This window comes from Paenibacillus yonginensis, assembly GCF_001685395.1.
GTDB classification, from domain to species: Bacteria; Bacillota; Bacilli; order Paenibacillales; family Paenibacillaceae; genus Fontibacillus; species Fontibacillus yonginensis.
Genome location: NZ_CP014167.1, coordinates 862354 through 882395 on the forward strand (window position 1 = coordinate 862354; position 20042 = coordinate 882395).

A 20042-nucleotide genomic window follows, 5' to 3' on the forward strand; every position below is an offset into this window, starting at 1 on the left:
AGTTTAGGTTTCGGCACATGACAAAGGCACAGCTCCTCGCGGGCTGTGTCTTTTTTGCCGTTCTTTTCTTTCGGTCATCTTTTTTAGTCTTCAGCCAGCCTCATTTATGAGGTTTATTTATGGTTTTCTAGGGCAAATATCTTACGTCTCTTGTATAATAAAAGGTAACAATGACCTATGGGGGCGGTAATAGCGGATCATGGGAACCTTCGAATTTGTAATGGATGAAAGGCTGGGGATTAAGCTGCCGGATTTGAAGCAGCCTTATGAGGCCTATTCCTATCAGGAGCAGGCCGAAATTGTTGAGCATTGGGAAGAGATCAGAGGGAGAATTCCATCCCGGGTGATCGAACTGGAACGCATCATTGAACATAAGCTTTATCAGCTAGGGAATGAGGATAACTTTGAATGCTCCTGCGAGTTGAACCGGGAAATTGCCGAAATCGCCAGTATTATCAATGATCTTCATATTTGGTACAGGGTATCGGCCGACGTTTCCTCAATTAAACCACATTTGTGATATAGTTAATTTGTAGAAAGTTATAGGGCATATTATAATTAGGATTGTTTTGTTACGGATAACCCGACAACGTTGTGGAGGCAAAGCATTGATAGAACTTAATAAGAGCCGCCATCAAGTGCCAAGCGATCCGCTTCGTTTGATGAGCCGGGTATATAAATTCATATTGCCAACCGTCAAGACGGAGTTGAGCCGGATAAGACAGCTTGCTTCTATAATTCCCGATCCAGAACTGCGCAAGCAGGCTTTAGCCAGCATTCAGACCAAGGAATTCCATTGCCAGGGCGGCAGCGTTTATGCCGCGGCCAATCTGTCGCAGCGCCACGTGTTGATTCCGTTAATCGTGGCTTTTCAGACGATCAGCGATTACCTGGACAACCTGTGTGACCGCAGTACATCCATGGATGCGGACGACTTTCGCCTCATCCACCAGTCTATGCTTGATGCTGTCATTCCTGACCGTGAGCCGGCGGATTATTATGCGCTGCGCACGGAGAAGGAGGACGGCGGTTATCTGCTCGGACTTGTGAATCAATGCAGGATGTGCATTCGGGCACTGCCGGGTTATTCTGCGGCACAGCCTTATCTTGTGGATCTGGTTGGTTTATATATTGACTTACAGGTGTACAAACACATCAAACCGGAATTGCGCGAACCTGCGCTACTGGCCTGGAGACAGAAACATCAGGCAAGAGCGCCTCATCTGCATTGGAATGAGTTTGCGGCGGCAACGGGCTCGACACTTGGCATGTTTATGCTGTTCCTGTCCGCTTGCGACCCCGATCTTGATGATGCAGGAGCGTCCATGGTTCATCAAGCGTATTTTCCGCATGTTTGCGGTCTTCATATTATGCTTGATTATTTAATTGATCAGGCCGAGGACCGTCTGGGCGGGGATCTGAATTTTTGCAGTTACTATGAAAACGACAGCGAAACGCTGACCCGGATTGAAATGATAGCGGCATCTGCCAGACAGGATATCAAGGTACTTCCGGTTTCTTCCTTTCACCGGATGATTATAGAAGGGCTGCTGGCGCTGTATCTTTCGGATCCGAAAGTGGGCCAGCACATGGAGATTAAGGAAGTGTCCCGCAGGCTGATGCGTAGAAGCCCGCTTACACGGCTGTTTTTCTGGGCCAACAGCAGGTGGATACGAAAGTTTCTGTAAGGGAGCCGTTTCAGCTGCGAAACATCTCTTCGGACGTAGGGAGCTCTCCCCCGGGCTTTATTACGAAGGATAGGTTTATTTCATTTGAGGAGGAAATCATATGTCAGCAGTAAAAAAAATTGCAGTTTTAACTAGTGGTGGCGATTCCCAGGGGATGAACGCTGCAGTACGCGCCGTCGTCCGCAGCGCTATTTTTCATGGAATAGAAGTTTATGGAGTTCAACGCGGTTATCAAGGATTGCTGAACAACGATATTTTCTCCATGGATATTCGGAGCGTCGGCGATATTATTCAGCGCGGGGGAACCATCCTCCAATCGGCACGTTGTCTCGAATTCAAGACGCTTGAAGGCCAGCAGAAGGGCGCGGCTATTTTGCGCGAACGCGGCATTGACGGACTTGTTGTGATCGGCGGGGACGGCTCCTATCAGGGCGCTGCCAAACTCAGCGCGCTCGGCATCAAAACGATGGGTCTGCCAGGCACAATTGACAACGATATTTCCTTCACGGATTATACAATCGGGTTTGATACGGCCGTTAATGTTGTGGTGGACGCCATCAATAAATTGCGCGATACGATGTCTTCTCATGAACGTTCCTCTGTGGTAGAGGTTATGGGCCGCCATTGCGGGGATATTGCCCTGCATGCAGGTCTCGCTTCCGGGGCGGAGACGATCCTGATTCCAGAGGTTCCTTACGATCTGAATGAGGTTGCCGACCGGATGAGACAAAACTTCGAGCACGGCAAGAGACACAGTATTGTTATCGTGGCTGAAGGGGTTGGCCGAGGTGAAGACGTGGCCGATGCGCTGAAGGAACGTTATCCGAGCATTGACCCGCGTGTAACGGTTCTGGGTCATATCCAGCGCGGAGGTTCCCCAACGCCGTTTGACCGCAACCTGGCAAGCCGTCTTGGTGATTTTGCCGTCCGCAAGCTGATTGAGGGCGACTCCAACAAAGCCTGCGGCGTTATTAACGGCCAGCTGGTGGCAACGGACATCGAGAAAGTCGTCAAGACGAAAAAAGATTTTAACATGGAAATGTACGAATTGGCTCAACGTTTGTCTCAATAAGAGACTTCGCTTGGCTGCGATCTCCAATGTAGAAAGGCCTTCAGGAAGTGATGTCTTCCCGAAGGCCTTTTTTTGTGTGCTCCTTGCTTTGGCGTGGGTGATAACTTGGCTGTAGGGAAGACTTATACTTAAATGTCCTTAATGAGTACACAACCTGGACAACCAAACTGCCATAGCATTTTTAATCAATAACAATTGGATAAGGATAATGATACCTTATAAGGTATTATTTTGGTGATAGGAGGGAAATTTGTGATAAAAATATTTCTAGGCTGCACTTCGATTATTTGTGCCTTTATCGTCCTGTGTACCGGGTTTCTAATTTCTGCTCTAAGTTCCGTACAAAATGCAGCACATAATGTTAATTCGGGTGCTTTTGAATACAGCATCTTTAATATCAATTGGTTCTGGTTCTTGGTGCCTGTAATTCTGATTGTGATAGGTTTTTCTCTCCTGTATTCCGCGCGTGAGGAATAGAAGGGCAAAAAGGGTTCCCAGCTCGGGAACCCTTTTTTATAGCGCGTTAGGAGGGCAGTCGGAGGGCTTGCCGCTGTTCCACCTTTCTCAGGCGGAATAACAGCAGCACGGCTGCAATCGCAAGGCCGGTGATCAGGCCGACCCAATAGCCGTAAGGTCCAAGCTCCGTATACTTGGAGAGGACAAACCCTAAAGGCAGGGCGGCGCCCCAATACGAAAGCAAAGTAATCCAGAACGCTGAGTTGACGTCTTTGTACCCCCGGAGAACACCTTGTACCGGCGTTGCAATCGCATCGGAGATCTGAAAGAAAATCGCATAGATCAGAAAATGTTTCGTCATGGCGATCACAGCGTTATCGGTGGAATAAAGCTCCGCCACATCTTGGCGAACGATCATAAGAACGGCGGCGGTGATCAGGGACAGCAGCGCAGCGGAAATGACGCCGAGCCGGCCGTAAAGCTTGGCGTCTCTCAGGCGAGATGCCCCTGTTTCATAGCCGACAAGGATCGTCAGGGCCGAGCAGATGCTGAGCGGAATCATGTACAGGGTCGAAGCAAAATTGATGGCCGATTGATGGGCGGCGATAGTAATCGTATCAAACCCGCTCATCAGGAGCGTTACGGCTGCAAATACCGCTGTTTCAAAGAAGATCGCGAACCCGATCGGCACTCCGATCTTCAGCAGTTCTTTCCATTTGGCCAGCGAGATCTGGTACCCCTTCCTCAGAAGATTAAATTCCCTGAAAGTAGAGGTCTGCCGAACGATAAACAGCGCCAGAATGAAGATGCACCAATAGGTGAATGCGGAAGCTACCCCGGAACCGATGCCGCCTAGTTTAGGGAATCCGAATTTACCGAAGATTAGCACATAGTTAGCAGCTACGTTGATAGGCAGCGAGGCCAAAGTAATCACCATCGAAATCCGCGTTTGACCAAGCGCATCAATGGAGGATCTGAGCACGACATATCCGAACAGCGGGAGAACCCCCGCTCCCATGGCGGTCAAGAAATAGAAAGCAACATGGTGTACCTTTGGCGTCAAATGCATCCCATTCAAAATGGGGGAAACCAGCAGCGCTCCGGCCAAGATCACTACTAGCCCGACAACAACAGCGAGCATGAGGCCCTGCATCACCTGATATGCAACTTTGTCCTTATGTCCTTCGCCGATCAGATGCGAGATTACCGGAGTTACAGCCATCAAGATACCGCTTAAGCCGGTTTGAATGGGAACCCAGAGGCTGGAACCCACGGCAGCACCGGCCAAATCCGCCGGACTGGCATGTCCCGACATGACGGTATCAAAAAAGGTCATCAGCGACATGGTCACCTGGGTAATCAGTATAGGGATCAATATCTGCAGGAAAAGGGCATATTTCTGTTTAAGCGTCGATGTAGGTTTCATAAGAAATCAAAGGCTCCGATCCGTAAAAAGGTTACAAGTCATGTAAAATTATATTTTAGTAGATCCGATTCATTTTGACCAGGGGGCAATTGCCTGGTTTGAAGTTTGAGGGTCCATTTGCTGACCGGAGAACAAGCCGGGCAGTTAAAAAGCCGCCCCCAGAAGGAGACGGCTCTCATTACAAGACATGAAGTTCTTTAATTTCGAAAAGGATACACGTTCATTAATGAAGCAAATTTGAGTTTTGATGCTCGCAGATGCTGTATTGCATAATTTCCATCGCGTCTTCCTGTTCCAACATTTTAAATCCGTCTCTCAGCATGATGATGGAATCCAGTTCTTTCTGATTGAAGAACGGCAGCATGTCGGGAAACCACTTTATGACGATTTGTTCCAGTTTGACCGTTTCCATTTCCACAACAACCACTCCTTCTCCCTTAGAATCATTCGTTCACGAACAAACAGAATCATTCAAGATCATCGGAAAAGCAAAGTCTGTGAAATAAGGGGCAGAACAAGTACAGCTCATAAAAGGTGAAGAACCGGCGCAAGTTCATTGTATCATAAATCAGGGATAAAATCAGGTAACATCCACCTAAATGCGGGAATCCTGCCCGCATACTACCGTCTGCGGAACGCCCCCATAACGCCCACCGTCTCAACAATATTCACAAAGGCGGAAGGATCTGTTGATTTTATTATTTCGCGAAGTTCTGCCAATTCATACATGGTAGTAACTGTCATCAGCATGTCCTTCTCTTTGTGGGAGAAAGCACCTTCCGTTTTGATCAGGGTAACGCCTCGCGGATGGGTCAATAACCGTTCAAGCAAAGCCTGGGATTCGTTTGTAATGATATAAACCGTAATCTTGATGTGGCCCACATGAATGAAATCCAGCACCTTGCCAGTAATGTAAAGCGACAGGATGGAGGCCAGCACCAGATTCCAATCCTGGTTGATGTATCCCATAGCCAGGACGACGAGAGCGTTCATTCCGACCAGTACGTTGCCGATCGGGAAATCACGGTATCTCGTGACAATCGAGCCTAGGATATCAAACCCGCCCGATGATCCGCCCGCCCGGAAGGAGATGCCGCTGCCTAGTCCGACCAGCGCGCCGCCGAATACCGCGGAAAGAATGTTATCCGTAGCTACTCCTTTGTTGGGAATGATGGCTACAAACCAGGTGACGCAGACAACCGACAAGATGCTGAGCAGGATAAAACGTCTGCCGAGAAGAAAGAGTCCCGCTATCAGCAGCGGGATGTTGAAGGCAAAATATAAAAGGCTCAGATTAATGGGCGTCATATAATTTACAAGCATGGAGAGGCCGGATACCCCGCCGCTCAGCAGCTGATGCGGAACGAGGAACAAATTGAATCCCGCCGCAATTAGGGCAGCCCCGATAATAACAACTAAACCATTCCTTATTTCTTTAAGCAAACCTTTCACCTCATCGATAAAATTACCTTTTTAGAGCAACTGGTGTTTTGTGAATGTTTTGTGATATACTATTAAAGATATTCTTGAGTAGGTAGTGATTTCCATCTACGCAGAAGAGACCGGAAGCATTGTTTCATTTGAAACCGTGCCGTTTAGATATGTTTAAGATCGTCCTGGGTTGAATTTAGTTTGTCCGTGAAAAATTTTAGGTTCGTTGGGACAGTCTATAAACGTTTACCGCTACTTAAGAATAACGTCAAGATTGTGGAGTTGTCCACCATATAGAAGGAGTTTGAACATATTGAGCACATTCTCAGAATTCGGCCTTGAGCCAAAGGTATTGCAAGCCATTACGGAACTTGGTTTTGAAGAAGCTACGCCCATCCAGGCCAAATCCATTCCGTTTGCAATGGAAGGCAGAGACCTGATCGGCCAAGCACAAACAGGTACAGGCAAGACAGCAGCATTTGGTCTTCCTTTAATTAACAAGATTCCAAGGGAAGAGGAACGTATCGTTGCGTTGATTATGGCTCCTACTCGTGAGCTTGCCATTCAGGTTGCCGAAGAAATCGGCAAATTGTCGCGTTTCAAAGGCATCCGTTCCTTGCCGATCTACGGCGGACAAGATATTTCCCGTCAGATTCGCGCATTGAAGAAGAAACCGCAAATCATTATCGGTACCCCAGGACGTTTGCTGGACCATATCAATCGTAAAACCATCAAGCTGGACGACGTGCAAACTGTTATCCTTGATGAAGCGGATGAAATGCTGGACATGGGCTTTATGGAAGACATTCAGGCGATCCTGAAAATGGTTCCTGACGAGCGCCAAACAATGTTATTCTCTGCTACAATGCCTCCGAATATCCAAAAGCTGGCACAACAATTTTTGAAAAATCCGGAGCATGTTTCCGTGATTCCTAAACAAGTCAGCGCTCCATTGATCGACCAAGCCTACATTGAAGTGAACGAACGTCAGAAGTTCGACGCTTTGTCCCGCCTGCTCGACATGGAATCCCCTGAGCTGGCTATCGTCTTCGGCCGTACGAAACGCCGGGTTGACGAACTCTCCGAAGCTTTGCAGAAGCGTGGTTACTCGGCTGACGGCCTGCATGGCGACTTGTCCCAGAACCAGCGTGATAACGTTATGCGCAAATTCCGCGACGGCAGCATTGACGTCCTTGTTGCGACTGACGTTGCGGCCCGCGGTCTCGATGTTTCCGGCGTTACTCACGTCGTTAACTTTGACCTTCCGCAGGATCCGGAAAGTTATGTTCACCGTATCGGCCGTACAGGTCGTGCCGGCAAAGAAGGCGCTGCTTATTCCTTCGTAACGCCTCGCGAGATCGATCATCTGCATTTCATTGAACGGGTAACGCGCCACCGCATTCCGCGCAAACCTTTGCCAAGCATTGCCGAGGCGATTGAAGGCAAACAGCGCATTACGGCGGAGCGTTTGATTGATATCATCGAAAGCGGAGAGCTGAACGAATACAAAGGCATCGCGATTCAACTGCTGGAGCAGTATGATTCCGTGAACTTGCTTGCAGCAGCCATCAAATTGGTGACTGGCGACAAGAACGAGAACGCCCATATCGAATTGACTCCGGAAGAGCCAATTCGCGTGAAACGCCGCAAACCGGATATCCGTTCCAGCGGACGCAAGCCTTCCGGCTACGGCAATCGCGGAGGCAGCGGCTCCTACAAACGGGACAACCGTGACGGACGCGGCTTCGGCAGCGGCAAAGGCGGATACAGCAAGGAAGGCGGACGTGACTACAACCGTTCCTCTTCTTCCTCCTATGACCGCAAACCTCGTCCAAGCGGCGAACGCCGTCCGTACAACCGCAGTGAAGAGAATAACTAAGCTTTAGCTTTTAAGCTGAAGGCTGAATGAACAAGGCTGTGCCATCCGGCATGGCCTTGTTTTTCTTTTTTTTGGAGGAAATGAGAGGGTTCATTAGGCCCGGGCGTGGACTTTTTTGTGAAATAAAACAAAGATTTGGCTGGTTTGCTGAATTTACCGCGTGTCAAGCTGGATTGCTATTGTCGAATAAGGTATAGTTAAAGTAGAGACAGTTTATTGAATGGCGAGGGGGAGGACTTACTTGGAGTTTAGAGGAGTCATGGGCGGTTTGTACCGCATCACGGAATGGATTATGAGAATCGCAGGCAGCAACCTGCTGTGGCTGGTATGTTCATCTCCGTTTTTGTTTTTTCTGCTGACGAAATATCTGATGATTGTGAATGGACTGGAGAATGACGCATCATCGCTTTACGCCATGGCAATCTTGGCACCGTTTACATTGTTCCCGGCTACGGCCGCCTTGTTTACCGTTGTCCGCAAATGGGTTATGGGCGAAGCCGATGTCAGCGTTACCCGAACTTTTTTTAGAGGTTATAAAGAGAATTATAAGCAAAGCATGATCGGCGGGATTTTTTATACGCTGCTGTTCGTTATTATGGTGATCGATTACCGGGTTTATATGGTGAAGATGCAGAATTTGCAACTGATCGGCATTATTATGCTGCTGTTGCTCATTTTGCTGATGGTTTCGTTGTTTAACTTCTTCTCCATGGTATCGCACTATCATTTGAAAACCTCTACCATGCTGAAAAATGCCGTGCTGCTGACCATTATACGTCCTTTCCGCTCGTTCTCCACGCTTGCGGGCGCTGCAGTGCTTCTGTTCTTGACAGCTAAGTTTACCTGGCTGATCATATTTGGCACAGCGTCCCTTATTGCCTGGCTGGCATTCTTGAACTTCTATGCGACTTATATCAAGATGCAGGCCCAAATCGCCAAGATGAATGAAAAGGCCGAAGCCAAGGCAGCGGCGGAAGCTGGCGGCTCATTAGAAGCCGAAGTTCTGACGGGAGCTGAAAGCAAAGAGACTGCTGCTGGGGCTCCGGAGGGACAAGAACCGCTGGATAAAGAGTCTGAATCTGATGCGGGCCAGGAGAAAGATTCCCAAGGTTCAGATTCGAAATAAGTTTTGGAGATTTTTTCCGGGAGCGGAATCCCCGGTAGGTTGGTTTACTTTTGCCGGGGCAAGCTCTATAATGAATATACATCCTGCGATGTGCGTTGCGGTTATTTGTTGTTTTGAACCAATGACAATGTCTTGGGAGACTTATATGTCCAAGCGGCTGGAAAGCCCTATCTATACGATCAGGGGAATTCATAAACTTGGCTGCGGTCACCCACCTGCTGAGCAGGTTCACGGACGCTGTAACCGGACGGCATATGCGGGACCTACAACTATTCATTATAGCGCCGATCCGCCCTTGGGCTGGATGGGTGCTTTTTATTTTTGTGAATGTTACAATAAACAGCAAATAATGAAATTGTCGGATTTGACGGAGGAGGAAACGGTTTTGTCGCTAAAAAGAACGTTAACCGGGTTGTTCCGCAGTGTGGAGGGAACGAGTGACCGCGCCAAAGTGCCTGAGCTAAAGACCCGTTATTATCAATTGTCCAAAGATAAACTATGGGAAGAGGTTAGTTCTACGCTCAAGAAAGTGCCCGGCTATAAGGTCGTTCATGAGGTGCCTTCCGTAGGCGAGATTTTGCTTGAGAAAAGAACGGCTTTCGGACGGGTGATGGATATTACCGTCTCCCTGGTTGGAACCGGCCCCACACGAAGCGCGATCGACATCTATTCCGCTACCCGCGGTTCTCTGGGCGACCTCGGAGCCAATTACCGGAATATTCAGGGATTGTTCAGCATATTAGATAAGAAGCTGAGCCGTTACAAAACAACCGCCTGATCTGATCAAGGCTGAATCAAAATAATAAAAGCGAGTCCGAAACGCCGGCGCTCGCTTTTATTATTCTTACGGGGCAATCACATCCCCGTGGATAAGTTTGATTCTGTTACAGAAGCGCTTTGACAGCAGCAATCGCTTTGTCGTAATCCGGATGTTCGGACATTTCGGCCAGATATTCGACATAACGGATCGTATTGTCGGCATCAAGGACAAAGATGGAACGGTGGTCAAGCTGGAATTCCTTGATCAGCACGCCATAAGCTTCGCCAAAGGATCTGTGTTTATAATCGGATAAAGTGATGACACGGTCAATACCGGCTGCGCCACACCAGCGCGCTTGGGCAAACGGAAGATCGACGCTGACCGTAAGCACGGCTACCTGCTCGCCGAGATCGTGGCCTTCCTGGTTGAACCGGCGGGTTTGGGCATCGCAGACACCGGTGTCCAAAGAAGGGACAACGCTGATCAGCTTGATTTTTCCATCAAAGTCCTTCAGGGAAACTTCTTCAACAAGGCTTTTGCTGAGCGTGAAATCCGGAGCTTTGTCACCGACCTTCAGTTCAGGGCCAACCAGGGTGAGGGGATTGCCTTTAAAAGTAGCAGCATTCGCACGTTCTTGTGCCATTGTATATTCCTCCTTTGGTTTAACGGTTTGAGAAACACCAAGGAAAGCTTGAATTGCAGGCCTTTCGTTGGTATTTCGTGCCAAAATCCATTATAATCGTTTTGAAAAGCGCTTGTCCAATAAAATGAAAAATGCTTGATCAAAGGAAGGTACAGCATGATATTTATTCGTTACGAGAACTGGAGAAGTTATTTGAAATATTATCCGGTTACTTCACTCCTCCTGGTCATTAATCTGGTTATGTATTGTGTTCTGCTGTTCAACGGAGGAGCGGACAATACGGAAACTTTGTTCCGCTTTGGTGCTGTCGGTTCCGAGCTGCCATACAGCCGGGACTGGTGGCGGTATGTGACCGCCATCTTTCTGCACTTAAACTTCTCGCATCTTTTGTTTAACTGCTTTGCTATTTTGGTATTTGCCCCGCCGCTCGAACGTTTGCTCGGGTGGTGGCGTTATGCGCTGGTTTATTTGGTCAGCGGGGTGCTCGGCAACGCGCTGAGCATGGCTTATTACCGGCATGCGATGCAGTACACGCTTTCTGTGGGCGCTTCAGGCGCAATCTATGGGGTATATGGGGCGTTTTTATACATTGCCCTATTACAGCGTCACCTGATCGATGAAGGCTCAAGGAAGACGCTTTACGCGATTTTGATGGTAGGGATCATTTTTTCCTTTGCCATGACCGGAACAAACTGGATGGCCCATTTGGGTGGTTTGATCGGCGGATTTTTTGTATACGGCCTTCTGGTCCGCCTTACCCGGCGTCTCAAAGCTTAGATTGATTTGCAACTGACAGGCAAGGCAATGCAATGCAATTCGGAAATGGAGCGAACAACCGAGTGGAACTAAGACAACTGCAGTATTTTGTAAAGGTAGCAGGCAAAGAACATGTAACGCAGGCGGCGGAGGAGCTTCACGTCGCCCAATCCGCAGTGAGCAGGCAGATACATCAGCTGGAGAAAGAGCTGGGGGTCGAGCTGTTCAAGCAGAAAGGACGAAATTTGCAGCTGACAGCGGTTGGACAGCTGTTCTGCAGCCGAATAGAGTCTATTCTGAAGGATTTGGACCGGGCTGTGGCCGAGGTTCATGAATTCCTGGACCCGGAGCAGGGGGAGATCCGGCTTGGTTTTCCGCATAGTCTGGGCGTCCACATGCTTCCGATCATCATTGCGGATTTCAAGAAACGTTATCCGAATGTCAAATTTCGCTTTAAGCAGGGCATGTATACTACGCTGATAAAGGATGTAACCGAAGCCGAGGTGGATTTGGCATTTATCTCGCCGTTTCCGGATCATCATGATCAGGTATCGGGGGATGTGGTGCTGACCGAAGAGCTGTTCGCGATCCTCCCTCCCGGACATCCGCTGGCAGGGGAAAGCGAGATTTCGCTTTATCAGCTAAAGGACGACAAATTTATTTTGTTCAGCAAAGGTTATTCGCTTCGGCCGATTGTGCTTCATGCCTGTCTGGAAGCTGGGTTTACGCCTAAAATTGCTTTTGAAGGGGAAGAAACGGATACCATTCGAGGTTTGGTGGCAGCGGGGATGGGGGTAAGCCTGCTTCCCGAGATGGCTTCCTATCACAATGGAAAGCTGGCTCCAACCCGAGTCAAAATATCGTCTCCCAAGGTAACACGTACCATTGGTCTCATTTATCGATCAGATGATAAACTTCCGCTGGTCGCGCAGTCTTTCCGCACTTTTCTGCTTGAACATTTTAACGTCAAGTCCTGTACGGAAACAGACGTTTAAACAGAAAAACTCCCGCAAGGCCGGACGGCCCTGCGGGAGTTTTGATTTTACCGGCTAAACGTTTGGGTTAATTAATCCCGGTTGTTGTTCGTAAAGATCAGAATGTAGCGGAGCAGCTCCAGCACGGAGATCAGGGCGGCGGCTACATAGGTCAAAGCGGCGGCGTTCAGCACTTTGCCGACGCTCTTGGCTTCGCTGTGGGTGACATAACCTTGCTCAAGCATAATTTTGCGCGCCCGGTTGCTGGCGTTAAATTCGACTGGCAGTGTAATGAGCTGGAAAGCGACGGCCACGGAGAAGAAAATGATGCCCAGTCCGAGCAGGTTGAACGCGCTGAACAAAATACCGGCAATCAGCAGGAACGGAGCAATGCCGGATGCAAAGTTAACGATCGGGAAGATGCGGTGTCTGAGCACAAGCATCGGATAATGAACTTTATGCTGGATAGCATGGCCCACCTCATGACAGGCTACGGAAATGGCCGAGATGGAACGTTCGTAGTAAACCGGCTCCGAGAGGCGTACTACCCGGTGAATCGGATCGTAATGGTCGGTCAGGCTGCCGCGGACCGGTTCAATCGGCACATCGTACAGTCCGTTGGCATCCAGCATACGTCTTGCGGCTTCTTGTCCGGTCATGCCGCTGTAGTTCGGAACCTCGGTATATTTGTTGAAAGTTCCCTTGACCCTGAATTGGGCCCAGAGGGAGAAGATGAACGCAATGATGATAAGAATGTACATACCGTCAAAATACATGTGTCATACCTCCGTAATTTAAAGTGTTGTCATGTGAAGGGTCCGTGATTCATTAATAAACGGAGCGCTTCAATGCAGGCCAAGCTGGAAGGCATGATATGGGTATAAACTTTGTTAGCCTGACCAGGCTTAAGCTGCGAAATCAAAGGCTCCAGCTCCTTGACCTCGCGTTCCAGCTGCTGCAGATGAAGCTCGAGCGAAGTCAGCTTCTCCGAAACCTGCTCTTCGCTGATGTCCGTTAATTCATCGAGTCTGGCGCGGATCTCCTCCAGCGTATATTTTTCTTGTTTCCACTGGTTAATACGCTCCAGGCGGTTTAAGGTTTCAAGACTGTACAGCCGATAATTTTTGTGCGTTCTTGTCTCCGGGGAGATCAATCCAAGCTTTGTATAGTAATCAATAGTTCGTTCGCTGACGCCTGCGGCTTTGGCCAGTTCCCCGATTCGGTACAATTTTATAGTCCCAATTGTATCACTCCCTGTCCTAACCGTTTCTTAATTAAATATATGTTTTTTTATACATAGTATAATACAGGATATGAAAGTATACAGTCAAACGTCATGCTTTGAAATATAAATTCAATATATGTAGAGAATAGGCCGGTTATTCATAAGTAACATGTTGTGTAAAATATTTGAAAACGAACGGTTTTTTTTTCAGGAAAATCAAAAATTATGGTTGTCAAATTGCCAGCTTATTGATTATAATCGCTTTAACATAAAAAACATGTAAAGAAACATGACATTAAGGAGAGGGTTATATGAGGAAGAAGTGGTTGTTAAGCTTGCTGACTTTCGGTTCACTATTTGCAGTTCCTGTCTCCGCGTTTGCCGCAGATGAAGTAACTGCACCGGCAGTCGAAATCGGTTTGAATTCCTTGTTTGTATTTCTGGCTTTTGTGCTTGTATTCTTTATGCAGGCCGGTTTCGCCCTTCTGGAAGCAGGTTCTGTACGCATGAAGAATGCCGGGCATGTAGCCGGCAAAACGGTTCTCACCTTGGGGATCGCTGTTATCGCTTTCTGGGCTTTTGGTTTCGGCTTTGGATTCGGCAACGGCAATGGATTTTTTGGTTATGAAGGTTTCTTCTTCGGAGGCAACGGAGATACAGCTTCCTTTGACGCTTTATCCGGCGCCGGTATTCCGGTAGTTATTTTGTTCCTGTTCCAATTCTCTTTCGCGGCTGTTTCACTGGCCATCGCCTGCGGCGGTATGGCTGAACGCGCGAAACTGAGTGTTTACATTATTTTCGGACTTCTATTTATGATCATTATTTATCCAATCATCGCTCACTGGGTATGGGGCGGCGGCTGGCTGGCCGAAATGGGCATGCAGGACTATGCAGGCTCCGCGGTCGTTCACTTGACAGGCGCAACAGCGGCATTGGTTGCTACCTTCCTTCTTAAGCCGCGGCTTGGCAAATATAATAAAGACGGTAAACCAAACAGCATTCCTGGACATAACCAGGTGCTTTCGGTACTGGGTGTTATCATTCTGTGGTTCGGCTGGTTTGGCTTCAACCCAGGCAGCGGCCTTTCTGCAATGAGTGACGGATTCTTTGGTTATGTCGCATTGACAACCAATCTGGCTGCAGCATCAGGCGGCGTTGCAGCGCTGCTCGTATCGTGGGCGGTATTCGGTAAAGCCGATATCCCAAGCATGCTGAATGGTGTGCTCGCAGCACTCGTAGCGATTACAGGTTCCTGTGCCTTCGTTGAGCCATGGGCAGCCATCGTAATCGGGGTTGTGGCCGGTGTCTTGACGTTCTTCACGGCCCAATGGTTTGAGAAAGCCGGGCTTGATGATCCGGTTTATGCCTTCTCCGTACACGGTATCGCCGGTATGTGGGGCGCGTTGTCCACTGGTTTCTTCGCAACAGGCGATCTGGCCGAGTCGGTTGGCGTAGGTCAAGCCGGTTTGCTCTATGGCGGCGGCTTCCATCAGCTTGGCGTTCAAGCTTTGGGCATGATCGGAACATTCGTGTTTGTTCTGGTGCTTTCCTTCATTATTCTGGGCATCATCAAAGCCGTGACCGGCTTGCGTGTAACGGAGGAAGAAGAGACCATGGGCCTGGATATCAGTGAACATGGCACTTACGGTTATCCGGAACAAATGGGTCTCCTGAATCATTCGGGAAAAGATATTAGCAAGTAATTAAAAGCGGCTGTCTTAATAAAGATAGGTTAGAGAGGAAGTGCCCCGTATGAAAGAATCTGCTTCCATTCCTATTGATTTATCGAGTATTCATTCTGCGGAGACTTCCAGCGAACTGCGTTTGGCCAGGTGGAAGGAAGAGAACAAGCTGCTTCAGCTGTTCTCTTCGGTTCCCACCGAGGATTGGAACGAAAGCGTGAACCGGCTGCAGGATGAAGTGATGGCGCAGGCCATCTCCATCTGCGAGCGGGAATTGGCGGAGGCAGGTGCGGGAGTTCCTCCCGTCCCCTTCGCTTTTGTTCTTTTTGGAAGTGGAGGCCGCCAGGAACAAACTCCTTGGAGCGATCAGGATAACGGTTTAATTTACGCGGATGGCGGAGGAGCGTTGGCGGATTCATATTTTGAACAGTTTGGTCTGAGTCTGGCCAGGGTGCTTGAAGAAGTCGGTTACCCTCCCTGCAAAGGAAAGGTGATGGTCTCCAATCCGATGTGGCGGTTAAGCCTTGCCGATTGGCATACCCAGCTTGCGGGATGGCGGGAGGAACTCCGCTGGGAGGACGTGCGTTATTTAACCATTGCTTCTGATTTGCGTTTTGTTGCAGGGGATGGAACGCTGGCAGCTAAATGGCGGAATGATTTCATGCGGCTGATGAGCCGAAATGAAGAGCTGGAGGCTGCTTTGCTGGGAAATACAGTTAGACATAAAGCGGCTTTAAACGTGCTGGGTCAAGTGATCACTGAGCGGTTTGGCGAGCACGCGGGAGAATTTGATGTGAAATATGGTTTATATATCCCGCTGGTTAACGGAATCCGCTGCATTTCTTTGTATTATGGCATAAACGAGTCTTCAACCCAAGAGAGGATCTTGAAGCTGCATGAGCTGGAGGCCTTCCCGAGGCCTTGGCTTGATGCGCTGCGAAGAGCTTTTGTGAAGGCGCTGAAATTCAGGTCGCTGACCAATCGGTATACGGAAGACGGCGTTTTGCTAGGAGATTCTTATCTAACCCAAGAAACACTCAAGCAGAAGGATGTATCCAGAGAGCTGAGGGAAAGTTTGAATACGGTTCGCCAGCTGTACCGGATGCTTCAAAGGCAGCATCGTTTTGCGGAAAGGAGGCTTCCATGAAAGAGCCGGACCGAACGCACGGTTTATGGAACGCCATTAAAAACAGAACTTTACCCTCTGCAATCGCGTCTAAATTCGGCACGGAAAGCGCAGAGCAGATTGCCTTTCTGCGCTCGCTGAATAAAGGCCTTCGAAGACCCGAGACGCTTCACGTACAGCTTAAAGAACTAAAAACGGCCGTTTTTGACTTGGAAACGACAGGGTTTCACCCCAAACAAGGGGATGAAATCCTGTCGTTTGGTGCCGTTAGAGTAGAGGGAATCCAGGTACGGCTGGAAGAGACCCACCATGTGGTCGCTAAAACCTCAAAGCCGGTTCCAGAAGAAATCGTTGAGCTTACGGGTATTACCCAGGAAATGGCCGATCAAGCTCCACCGCTGGTCGAAGCGCTGCACGATTTTATGAGTTTTGTTGATGATCGGGTATTAATCGCGCATTGCAGCGGTCATGACAAAGCTTTTTTGGATATGGCCTTGTGGAGAACCTCCAAAAGTCATTTGAGCCACCGGGTATTGGACACGATGATGATCGCTCAGCGTCTGCATGAGGACAGCCGTAAGGTGAGTCTTGATGATTGGCTCCATTGGTATGGCATTCCGATTACACGCAGACACCATGCCCTGGAGGATGCCAAAATGACGGCTTTCCTGTGGACGGCATTAATTGACCAGCTGCGGGAAAGAGGTGTTTATACGCTGGGCGATTTGTATGTTTTCCTGAGCCATTCTTAATGTTCCTGCAGTTTCATTAATAGATAAGTTAAATCTTCCCCTGATTGAACCCCGTAAAGCGAGTGATTAGGGGGATTTTTGTGTTCGGTGGCAACAATCATATAAATCCGGATGAGGGCACCAAAGCTTTGCAGCTGCTTTAGATCTTCGAGGGACGGTACCGGTGCGGAAACCGGGTGGTTGTGGACAATGCCGAGCAGGCGGGGGGACAAGCTGCAGGGAACCCAGACAGCCGGGTCAAGGGTGAAGGCGCGGTCGGGATTTGGAGAGCGGTTGGCCGCCGGCTTAAACTCGGTGATTCTCCAGCGTCGGGCGATATCCGAGTTATCCAGGCACTCGCCCAATAAAATGCCGCAGCCTTCTAACGGATGGCAGGCCGTCAGATGTTTGTAAATAGCGGACAAAACCTGTTCGTCCAGTTCGATGCTTATTTGGGATTGAGGGTGGCTGCTTGTATAAATCATTCCGGTTCCTTTCTGACATTTAGGCGATGTTGGGTAATGTTTCTATTCCGGTTGGGCACAATAAGCAATAAATCTTCATAATCTTACCGTAAAGGAACGATGGCATGAAGTCAAAAACTTATCGCCGGAAAACGATTAGAACCTGGCTGGCTGCAGTGCTGATAGCTTGTTTGGCTTATTCAGCGATTCCGGGCTCTATGGCTTTGGTGAATGCGGCCGGCAGTGACCGTGGTGTGCGGATCGGGAAAGCGGCCCCGTTCTTTGAGCTTAAAGGACTGGACGGGCAGACCTACCGGGTAGCCGGAAAAAGGGACAAGCCGCTGCTGCTGAACTTCTGGGCATCCTGGTGCGAGCCCTGCCGCTTGGAAGCGCCGGATATGGAGAAGCTGTCCGAGAAATACAAAGGTGAACTGGATGTCTACGGAGTGAATGTGACTGCTTATGACGATGAAGCCAAAGTGAAAGCTTTTGTGGATGAATTCGGGATTCATTATCCGATTCTGATGGATCGCAGAGAGACCGTATATTCGGAGTACCAGGGACAAGCGTTCCCTACACAGGTGCTGATCGACCAAGACGGTATTGTCCGGGAAATGATTATCGGGCTCCTGCCGCCGGAGGAGCTGGAAGCAAAAGTTCGCAGGCTGCTGCTTGCCAAATAAACCGGGGCCAGGCGCGAAAGAAACATACGCTGCCCCTACCAGCGCAAAAATAAAACCCGGAGCCTCCTGACGCAGGAGGCTCCGGGTTTATCGCTGTGTTATTAAATCCTCAATGATTGACGAGCCCCTGATTTTGCTCCTCGGCAGCCGGATCGGCTTCCGGGAAGGTTTCGCCGATCAAGGCGTAGCGGATACTGTCGACCAGCGCTTCCCAGCTGGCTTCAATCACGTTCTCCGACACCCCTACGGTGTTCCAGCTGCTGGTAAGATCCCGGGATTCGATCAGCACGCGTACTTTGGCGGCTGTGGCGTCTTTCTCATCCAGGACACGAACCTTATAGTCGGACAAATGCATTTCCTTGAGACGCGGGAAATACGTGACCAGCGCTTTGCGCAGCGCATTATCAAGCGCATTGACCGGGCCGTTGCCTTCTGCGGCGGTATAAACGCTGGCTCCGCCTACATTGAGCTTGACAAATGCTTCGGAAACAACGGATTTGCCGGCCGTTTTCTCAACCAGCATTTTAAAGGATTCGAATACAAATTTTTCTTCAATGTCGCCGTTTGCGCTGCGGAGCAGCATCTCCAGAGAAGCGTCGGCCCCTTCAAAGGAATAACCCTGATGTTCAAGGTCTTTAATATGCTGGATAACCTCTTTCGTCTGATCATTGGCGGGATCAAACTCGATGCCCATCTCTTTCGCTTTGGACAAGACGTTGCTCTGTCCAGCCAGCTCCGACACCAGAATGCGCTGCTTGTTGCCGACAAGCTCAGGCTGGATATGCTCATACGTTTTGGAATCCCGCAAAATCGCGGACACATGAATGCCGCCTTTGTGAGCGAAAGCGGAAGTACCTACATAAGGCTGATTGTTAGGCAGATTGACATTCGCAATTTCGCTGACATAACGGGCTGTGTTGGTCAATTGGCCAATCTGCTCAGCGGATAAAACCTCATAGCCGAGTTTGAGCTGCAGATTTGGAATAACGGAGCAAAGATTGGCGTTGCCGCAGCGTTCGCCGTACCCGTTTATCGTGCCTTGAATTTGCGTTGCTCCGGCTTGAACGGCGCTCAGCGCATTAGCGACCGCAAGCTCGCAGTCATTATGCGTATGAATGCCCAGCCGTGCAGCGCCGAGCTGGCTGCGAACATCCGTTACGATCGAATGCACTTCGCCAGGCATGCTTCCTCCGTTCGTATCGCACATCACGAGCCAGTCGGCTCCTGCGGCAGCGGCGCTCTTTAGCACGGCGAGCGCGTAATCCTTATTATGTTTGAAGCCGTCAAAAAAATGTTCAGCGTCAAAAATGACCTCAAGTCCCTTTTGCTTAAGGAAAGCAATGGAATCCGCAATCATTGCCAGGTTCTCGTCAAGCGTTGTCTGAAGAGCAGTATGTACGTGGAAGTCCCACGATTTGCCGACCAGGGTTGCCGCTTGCACGCCCGATTCCAGAATCCGGTTCAGATTGGCATCCAGATGGGCTTCGCTGTTCTTGCGGCGGGTGCTGCCGAAAGCCGTGATCTTGGCCTGCAGGTTCAGCTCCTGAACACGCCGGAAGAATTCGATGTCTTTATTATTGCTGCCTGGAATACCGCCTTCAATATAATGAACGCCCAATTGGTCGAGCTTTCGGGCAATTTTGAGTTTATCGTCGGCCGAAAGGCTGATGCCTTCCCCTTGCGTGCCGTCGCGCAGTGTCGTATCAAAGATAGAAAGAGCCTTAGACATGAAGAGAGTCCCCCTTTTGGAATAGATGAACAAACAGTCGCTAATTTGATATAATTATTATAAAATAATCGTTCCGAAAATACTTTATTGCTTTACTGTATCATGGTTTGGCCGTTTTGTGTAATCTGTTTTGCATCTGGTTAGGAGGAATTGGCGTGAACTCTATAAATGAATATTATCCCGCCAAAGGC

20 protein-coding genes and 1 other RNA gene are annotated in these 20042 nt (G+C 49.3%); 13 read left to right on the forward strand and 8 right to left on the reverse strand.

Annotated elements, in window-relative coordinates; translation table 11 throughout:
• The first annotated feature begins 199 nt into the window (after nucleotides 1-199).
• The 3 genes from AWM70_RS03965 (at nucleotide 200) to pfkA (ending at nucleotide 2760) form a co-directional block, all read left to right on the forward strand.
• Complete coding sequence (locus tag AWM70_RS03965) at nucleotides 200-520, forward strand: hypothetical protein (RefSeq protein WP_068694441.1); 321 nt, start codon at nucleotides 200-202, stop codon at nucleotides 518-520.
• A gap of 88 nt (nucleotides 521-608) precedes the next feature.
• The gene (locus tag AWM70_RS03970) at nucleotides 609-1688 is read left to right on the forward strand and encodes a tetraprenyl-beta-curcumene synthase family protein (RefSeq protein WP_099093063.1); all 1080 of its coding nucleotides are present in this window, start codon (nucleotides 609-611) and stop codon (nucleotides 1686-1688) included.
• A gap of 100 nt (nucleotides 1689-1788) precedes the next feature.
• Nucleotides 1789-2760, forward strand: a complete 972-nt coding sequence (gene pfkA / locus AWM70_RS03975) for a 6-phosphofructokinase (RefSeq protein WP_068694442.1) — start codon at nucleotides 1789-1791, stop codon at nucleotides 2758-2760.
• A gap of 523 nt (nucleotides 2761-3283) precedes the next feature.
• Here the strand turns inward: pfkA and AWM70_RS03985 are convergent.
• The 3 genes from AWM70_RS03985 to AWM70_RS03995 all read right to left on the reverse strand — a co-directional run bounded on the left by AWM70_RS03985 (nucleotide 3284) and on the right by AWM70_RS03995 (nucleotide 6085).
• Nucleotides 3284-4642 carry an MATE family efflux transporter gene (locus AWM70_RS03985; RefSeq protein ID WP_068694444.1) on the reverse strand — a complete coding sequence of 453 codons (1359 nt, stop codon included), beginning with the start codon at nucleotides 4640-4642 and terminating at the stop codon, nucleotides 3284-3286.
• 223 nt (nucleotides 4643-4865) lie between these two features.
• Complete coding sequence (locus AWM70_RS03990) at nucleotides 4866-5060, reverse strand: hypothetical protein (RefSeq protein ID WP_068694445.1); 195 nt, start codon at nucleotides 5058-5060, stop codon at nucleotides 4866-4868.
• Nucleotides 5061-5263: 203 nt separating this feature from the next.
• Nucleotides 5264-6085 (reverse strand): YitT family protein, encoded by an 822-nt coding sequence (locus AWM70_RS03995; RefSeq protein ID WP_068694446.1) that lies wholly within the window; start codon nucleotides 6083-6085, stop codon nucleotides 5264-5266.
• A gap of 301 nt (nucleotides 6086-6386) precedes the next feature.
• Here AWM70_RS03995 and cshA point away from each other — a divergent pair, with 301 nt between their 5' ends.
• From cshA to AWM70_RS04015, 4 genes are all read left to right on the forward strand, one after another.
• Nucleotides 6387-7952 (forward strand): degradosome RNA helicase CshA, encoded by a 1566-nt coding sequence (gene cshA / locus AWM70_RS04000; RefSeq protein WP_068694447.1) that lies wholly within the window; start codon nucleotides 6387-6389, stop codon nucleotides 7950-7952.
• Nucleotides 7953-8193: 241 nt separating this feature from the next.
• Nucleotides 8194-9078, forward strand: a complete 885-nt coding sequence (locus AWM70_RS04005) for a YesL family protein (protein WP_068694448.1) — start codon at nucleotides 8194-8196, stop codon at nucleotides 9076-9078.
• A 77-nt stretch (nucleotides 9079-9155) separates the two neighbouring features.
• Nucleotides 9156-9345, forward strand: a non-coding RNA gene (gene ssrS, locus AWM70_RS04010) — 6S RNA.
• Between the two features lie 118 nt (nucleotides 9346-9463).
• A complete protein-coding gene (locus AWM70_RS04015; RefSeq protein WP_068694449.1) occupies nucleotides 9464-9856 on the forward strand; it encodes a DUF1499 domain-containing protein in 393 nt (130 codons plus the stop codon).
• Nucleotides 9857-9962: 106 nt separating this feature from the next.
• Here the strand turns inward: AWM70_RS04015 and tpx are convergent, their stop codons facing one another.
• Nucleotides 9963-10481 carry a thiol peroxidase gene (gene tpx, locus AWM70_RS04020; RefSeq protein ID WP_068694450.1) on the reverse strand — a complete coding sequence of 173 codons (519 nt, stop codon included), beginning with the start codon at nucleotides 10479-10481 and terminating at the stop codon, nucleotides 9963-9965.
• A 156-nt stretch (nucleotides 10482-10637) separates the two neighbouring features.
• Here tpx and AWM70_RS04025 point away from each other — a divergent pair, with 156 nt between their 5' ends.
• Together AWM70_RS04025 and AWM70_RS04030 are read left to right on the forward strand one after the other, a co-directional pair.
• Entirely contained in the window at nucleotides 10638-11258 is a 621-nt protein-coding gene (locus AWM70_RS04025) for a rhomboid family intramembrane serine protease (RefSeq protein WP_068694451.1), read from the forward strand.
• 62 nt (nucleotides 11259-11320) lie between these two features.
• Entirely contained in the window at nucleotides 11321-12232 is a 912-nt protein-coding gene (locus AWM70_RS04030) for a glutamate biosynthesis transcriptional regulator GltC (RefSeq protein WP_068694452.1), read from the forward strand.
• A 71-nt stretch (nucleotides 12233-12303) separates the two neighbouring features.
• On the opposite strand, the gene AWM70_RS04035 is transcribed toward AWM70_RS04030, so the two are convergent.
• Nucleotides 12304-12987 (reverse strand): zinc metallopeptidase, encoded by a 684-nt coding sequence (locus tag AWM70_RS04035; RefSeq protein WP_068694453.1) that lies wholly within the window; start codon nucleotides 12985-12987, stop codon nucleotides 12304-12306.
• A 29-nt stretch (nucleotides 12988-13016) separates the two neighbouring features.
• Nucleotides 13017-13445, reverse strand: a complete 429-nt coding sequence (locus tag AWM70_RS04040) for a MerR family transcriptional regulator (protein WP_068694454.1) — start codon at nucleotides 13443-13445, stop codon at nucleotides 13017-13019.
• Nucleotides 13446-13747: 302 nt separating this feature from the next.
• On the opposite strand from AWM70_RS04040, the gene AWM70_RS04045 reads away from it, so the two are divergent.
• Genes AWM70_RS04045 through AWM70_RS04055 form a run of 3 tightly spaced genes read left to right on the forward strand, consistent with a single transcriptional unit; the run spans nucleotide 13748 to nucleotide 16996 of the window.
• Nucleotides 13748-15139 carry an ammonium transporter gene (locus tag AWM70_RS04045; protein WP_068694455.1) on the forward strand — a complete coding sequence of 464 codons (1392 nt, stop codon included), beginning with the start codon at nucleotides 13748-13750 and terminating at the stop codon, nucleotides 15137-15139.
• 49 nt (nucleotides 15140-15188) lie between these two features.
• Nucleotides 15189-16265 carry a DUF294 nucleotidyltransferase-like domain-containing protein gene (locus AWM70_RS04050; protein ID WP_068694456.1) on the forward strand — a complete coding sequence of 359 codons (1077 nt, stop codon included), beginning with the start codon at nucleotides 15189-15191 and terminating at the stop codon, nucleotides 16263-16265.
• Entirely contained in the window at nucleotides 16262-16996 is a 735-nt protein-coding gene (locus AWM70_RS04055; RefSeq protein WP_068694457.1) for an exonuclease domain-containing protein, read from the forward strand. The genes AWM70_RS04050 and AWM70_RS04055 overlap by 4 nt, the downstream gene beginning before the upstream one ends.
• On the opposite strand, the gene AWM70_RS04060 is transcribed toward AWM70_RS04055, so the two are convergent.
• Nucleotides 16993-17460: a M67 family metallopeptidase gene (locus tag AWM70_RS04060; protein ID WP_068694458.1), complete on the reverse strand. Its 468-nt coding sequence runs from the start codon at nucleotides 17458-17460 to the stop codon at nucleotides 16993-16995. The genes AWM70_RS04055 and AWM70_RS04060 overlap by 4 nt on opposite strands.
• 104 nt (nucleotides 17461-17564) lie before the next feature.
• Between AWM70_RS04060 and AWM70_RS04065 the strand changes: the two genes are divergently transcribed.
• A complete protein-coding gene (locus tag AWM70_RS04065) occupies nucleotides 17565-18122 on the forward strand; it encodes a TlpA family protein disulfide reductase (RefSeq protein WP_068694459.1) in 558 nt (185 codons plus the stop codon).
• Between the two features lie 109 nt (nucleotides 18123-18231).
• Here the strand turns inward: AWM70_RS04065 and cimA are convergent, their stop codons facing one another.
• Complete coding sequence (gene cimA, locus AWM70_RS04070) at nucleotides 18232-19851, reverse strand: citramalate synthase (RefSeq protein ID WP_068694460.1); 1620 nt, start codon at nucleotides 19849-19851, stop codon at nucleotides 18232-18234.
• Between the last annotated feature and the right edge of the window lie 191 nt (nucleotides 19852-20042).

Coding starts and splice junctions, on each gene's coding strand:
- AWM70_RS04055 (WP_068694457.1), top strand. CDS start 16,262: ATGAAAGAGCCGGACCGAACGCACGGTTTATGGAACGCCATTAAAAAC.
- AWM70_RS04065 (WP_068694459.1), top strand. CDS start 17,565: ATGAAGTCAAAAACTTATCGCCGGAAAACGATTAGAACCTGGCTGGCT.
- tpx (WP_068694450.1), bottom strand. CDS start 10,481: ATGGCACAAGAACGTGCGAATGCTGCTACTTTTAAAGGCAATCCCCTC.
- pfkA (WP_068694442.1), top strand. CDS start 1,789: ATGTCAGCAGTAAAAAAAATTGCAGTTTTAACTAGTGGTGGCGATTCC.
- AWM70_RS04035 (WP_068694453.1), bottom strand. CDS start 12,987: ATGTATTTTGACGGTATGTACATTCTTATCATCATTGCGTTCATCTTC.
- AWM70_RS03965 (WP_068694441.1), top strand. CDS start 200: ATGGGAACCTTCGAATTTGTAATGGATGAAAGGCTGGGGATTAAGCTG.
- cimA (WP_068694460.1), bottom strand. CDS start 19,851: ATGTCTAAGGCTCTTTCTATCTTTGATACGACACTGCGCGACGGCACG.
- AWM70_RS04050 (WP_068694456.1), top strand. CDS start 15,189: ATGAAAGAATCTGCTTCCATTCCTATTGATTTATCGAGTATTCATTCT.
- AWM70_RS04060 (WP_068694458.1), bottom strand. CDS start 17,460: ATGATTTATACAAGCAGCCACCCTCAATCCCAAATAAGCATCGAACTG.
- AWM70_RS04025 (WP_068694451.1), top strand. CDS start 10,638: ATGATATTTATTCGTTACGAGAACTGGAGAAGTTATTTGAAATATTAT.
- AWM70_RS03985 (WP_068694444.1), bottom strand. CDS start 4,642: ATGAAACCTACATCGACGCTTAAACAGAAATATGCCCTTTTCCTGCAG.
- AWM70_RS04045 (WP_068694455.1), top strand. CDS start 13,748: ATGAGGAAGAAGTGGTTGTTAAGCTTGCTGACTTTCGGTTCACTATTT.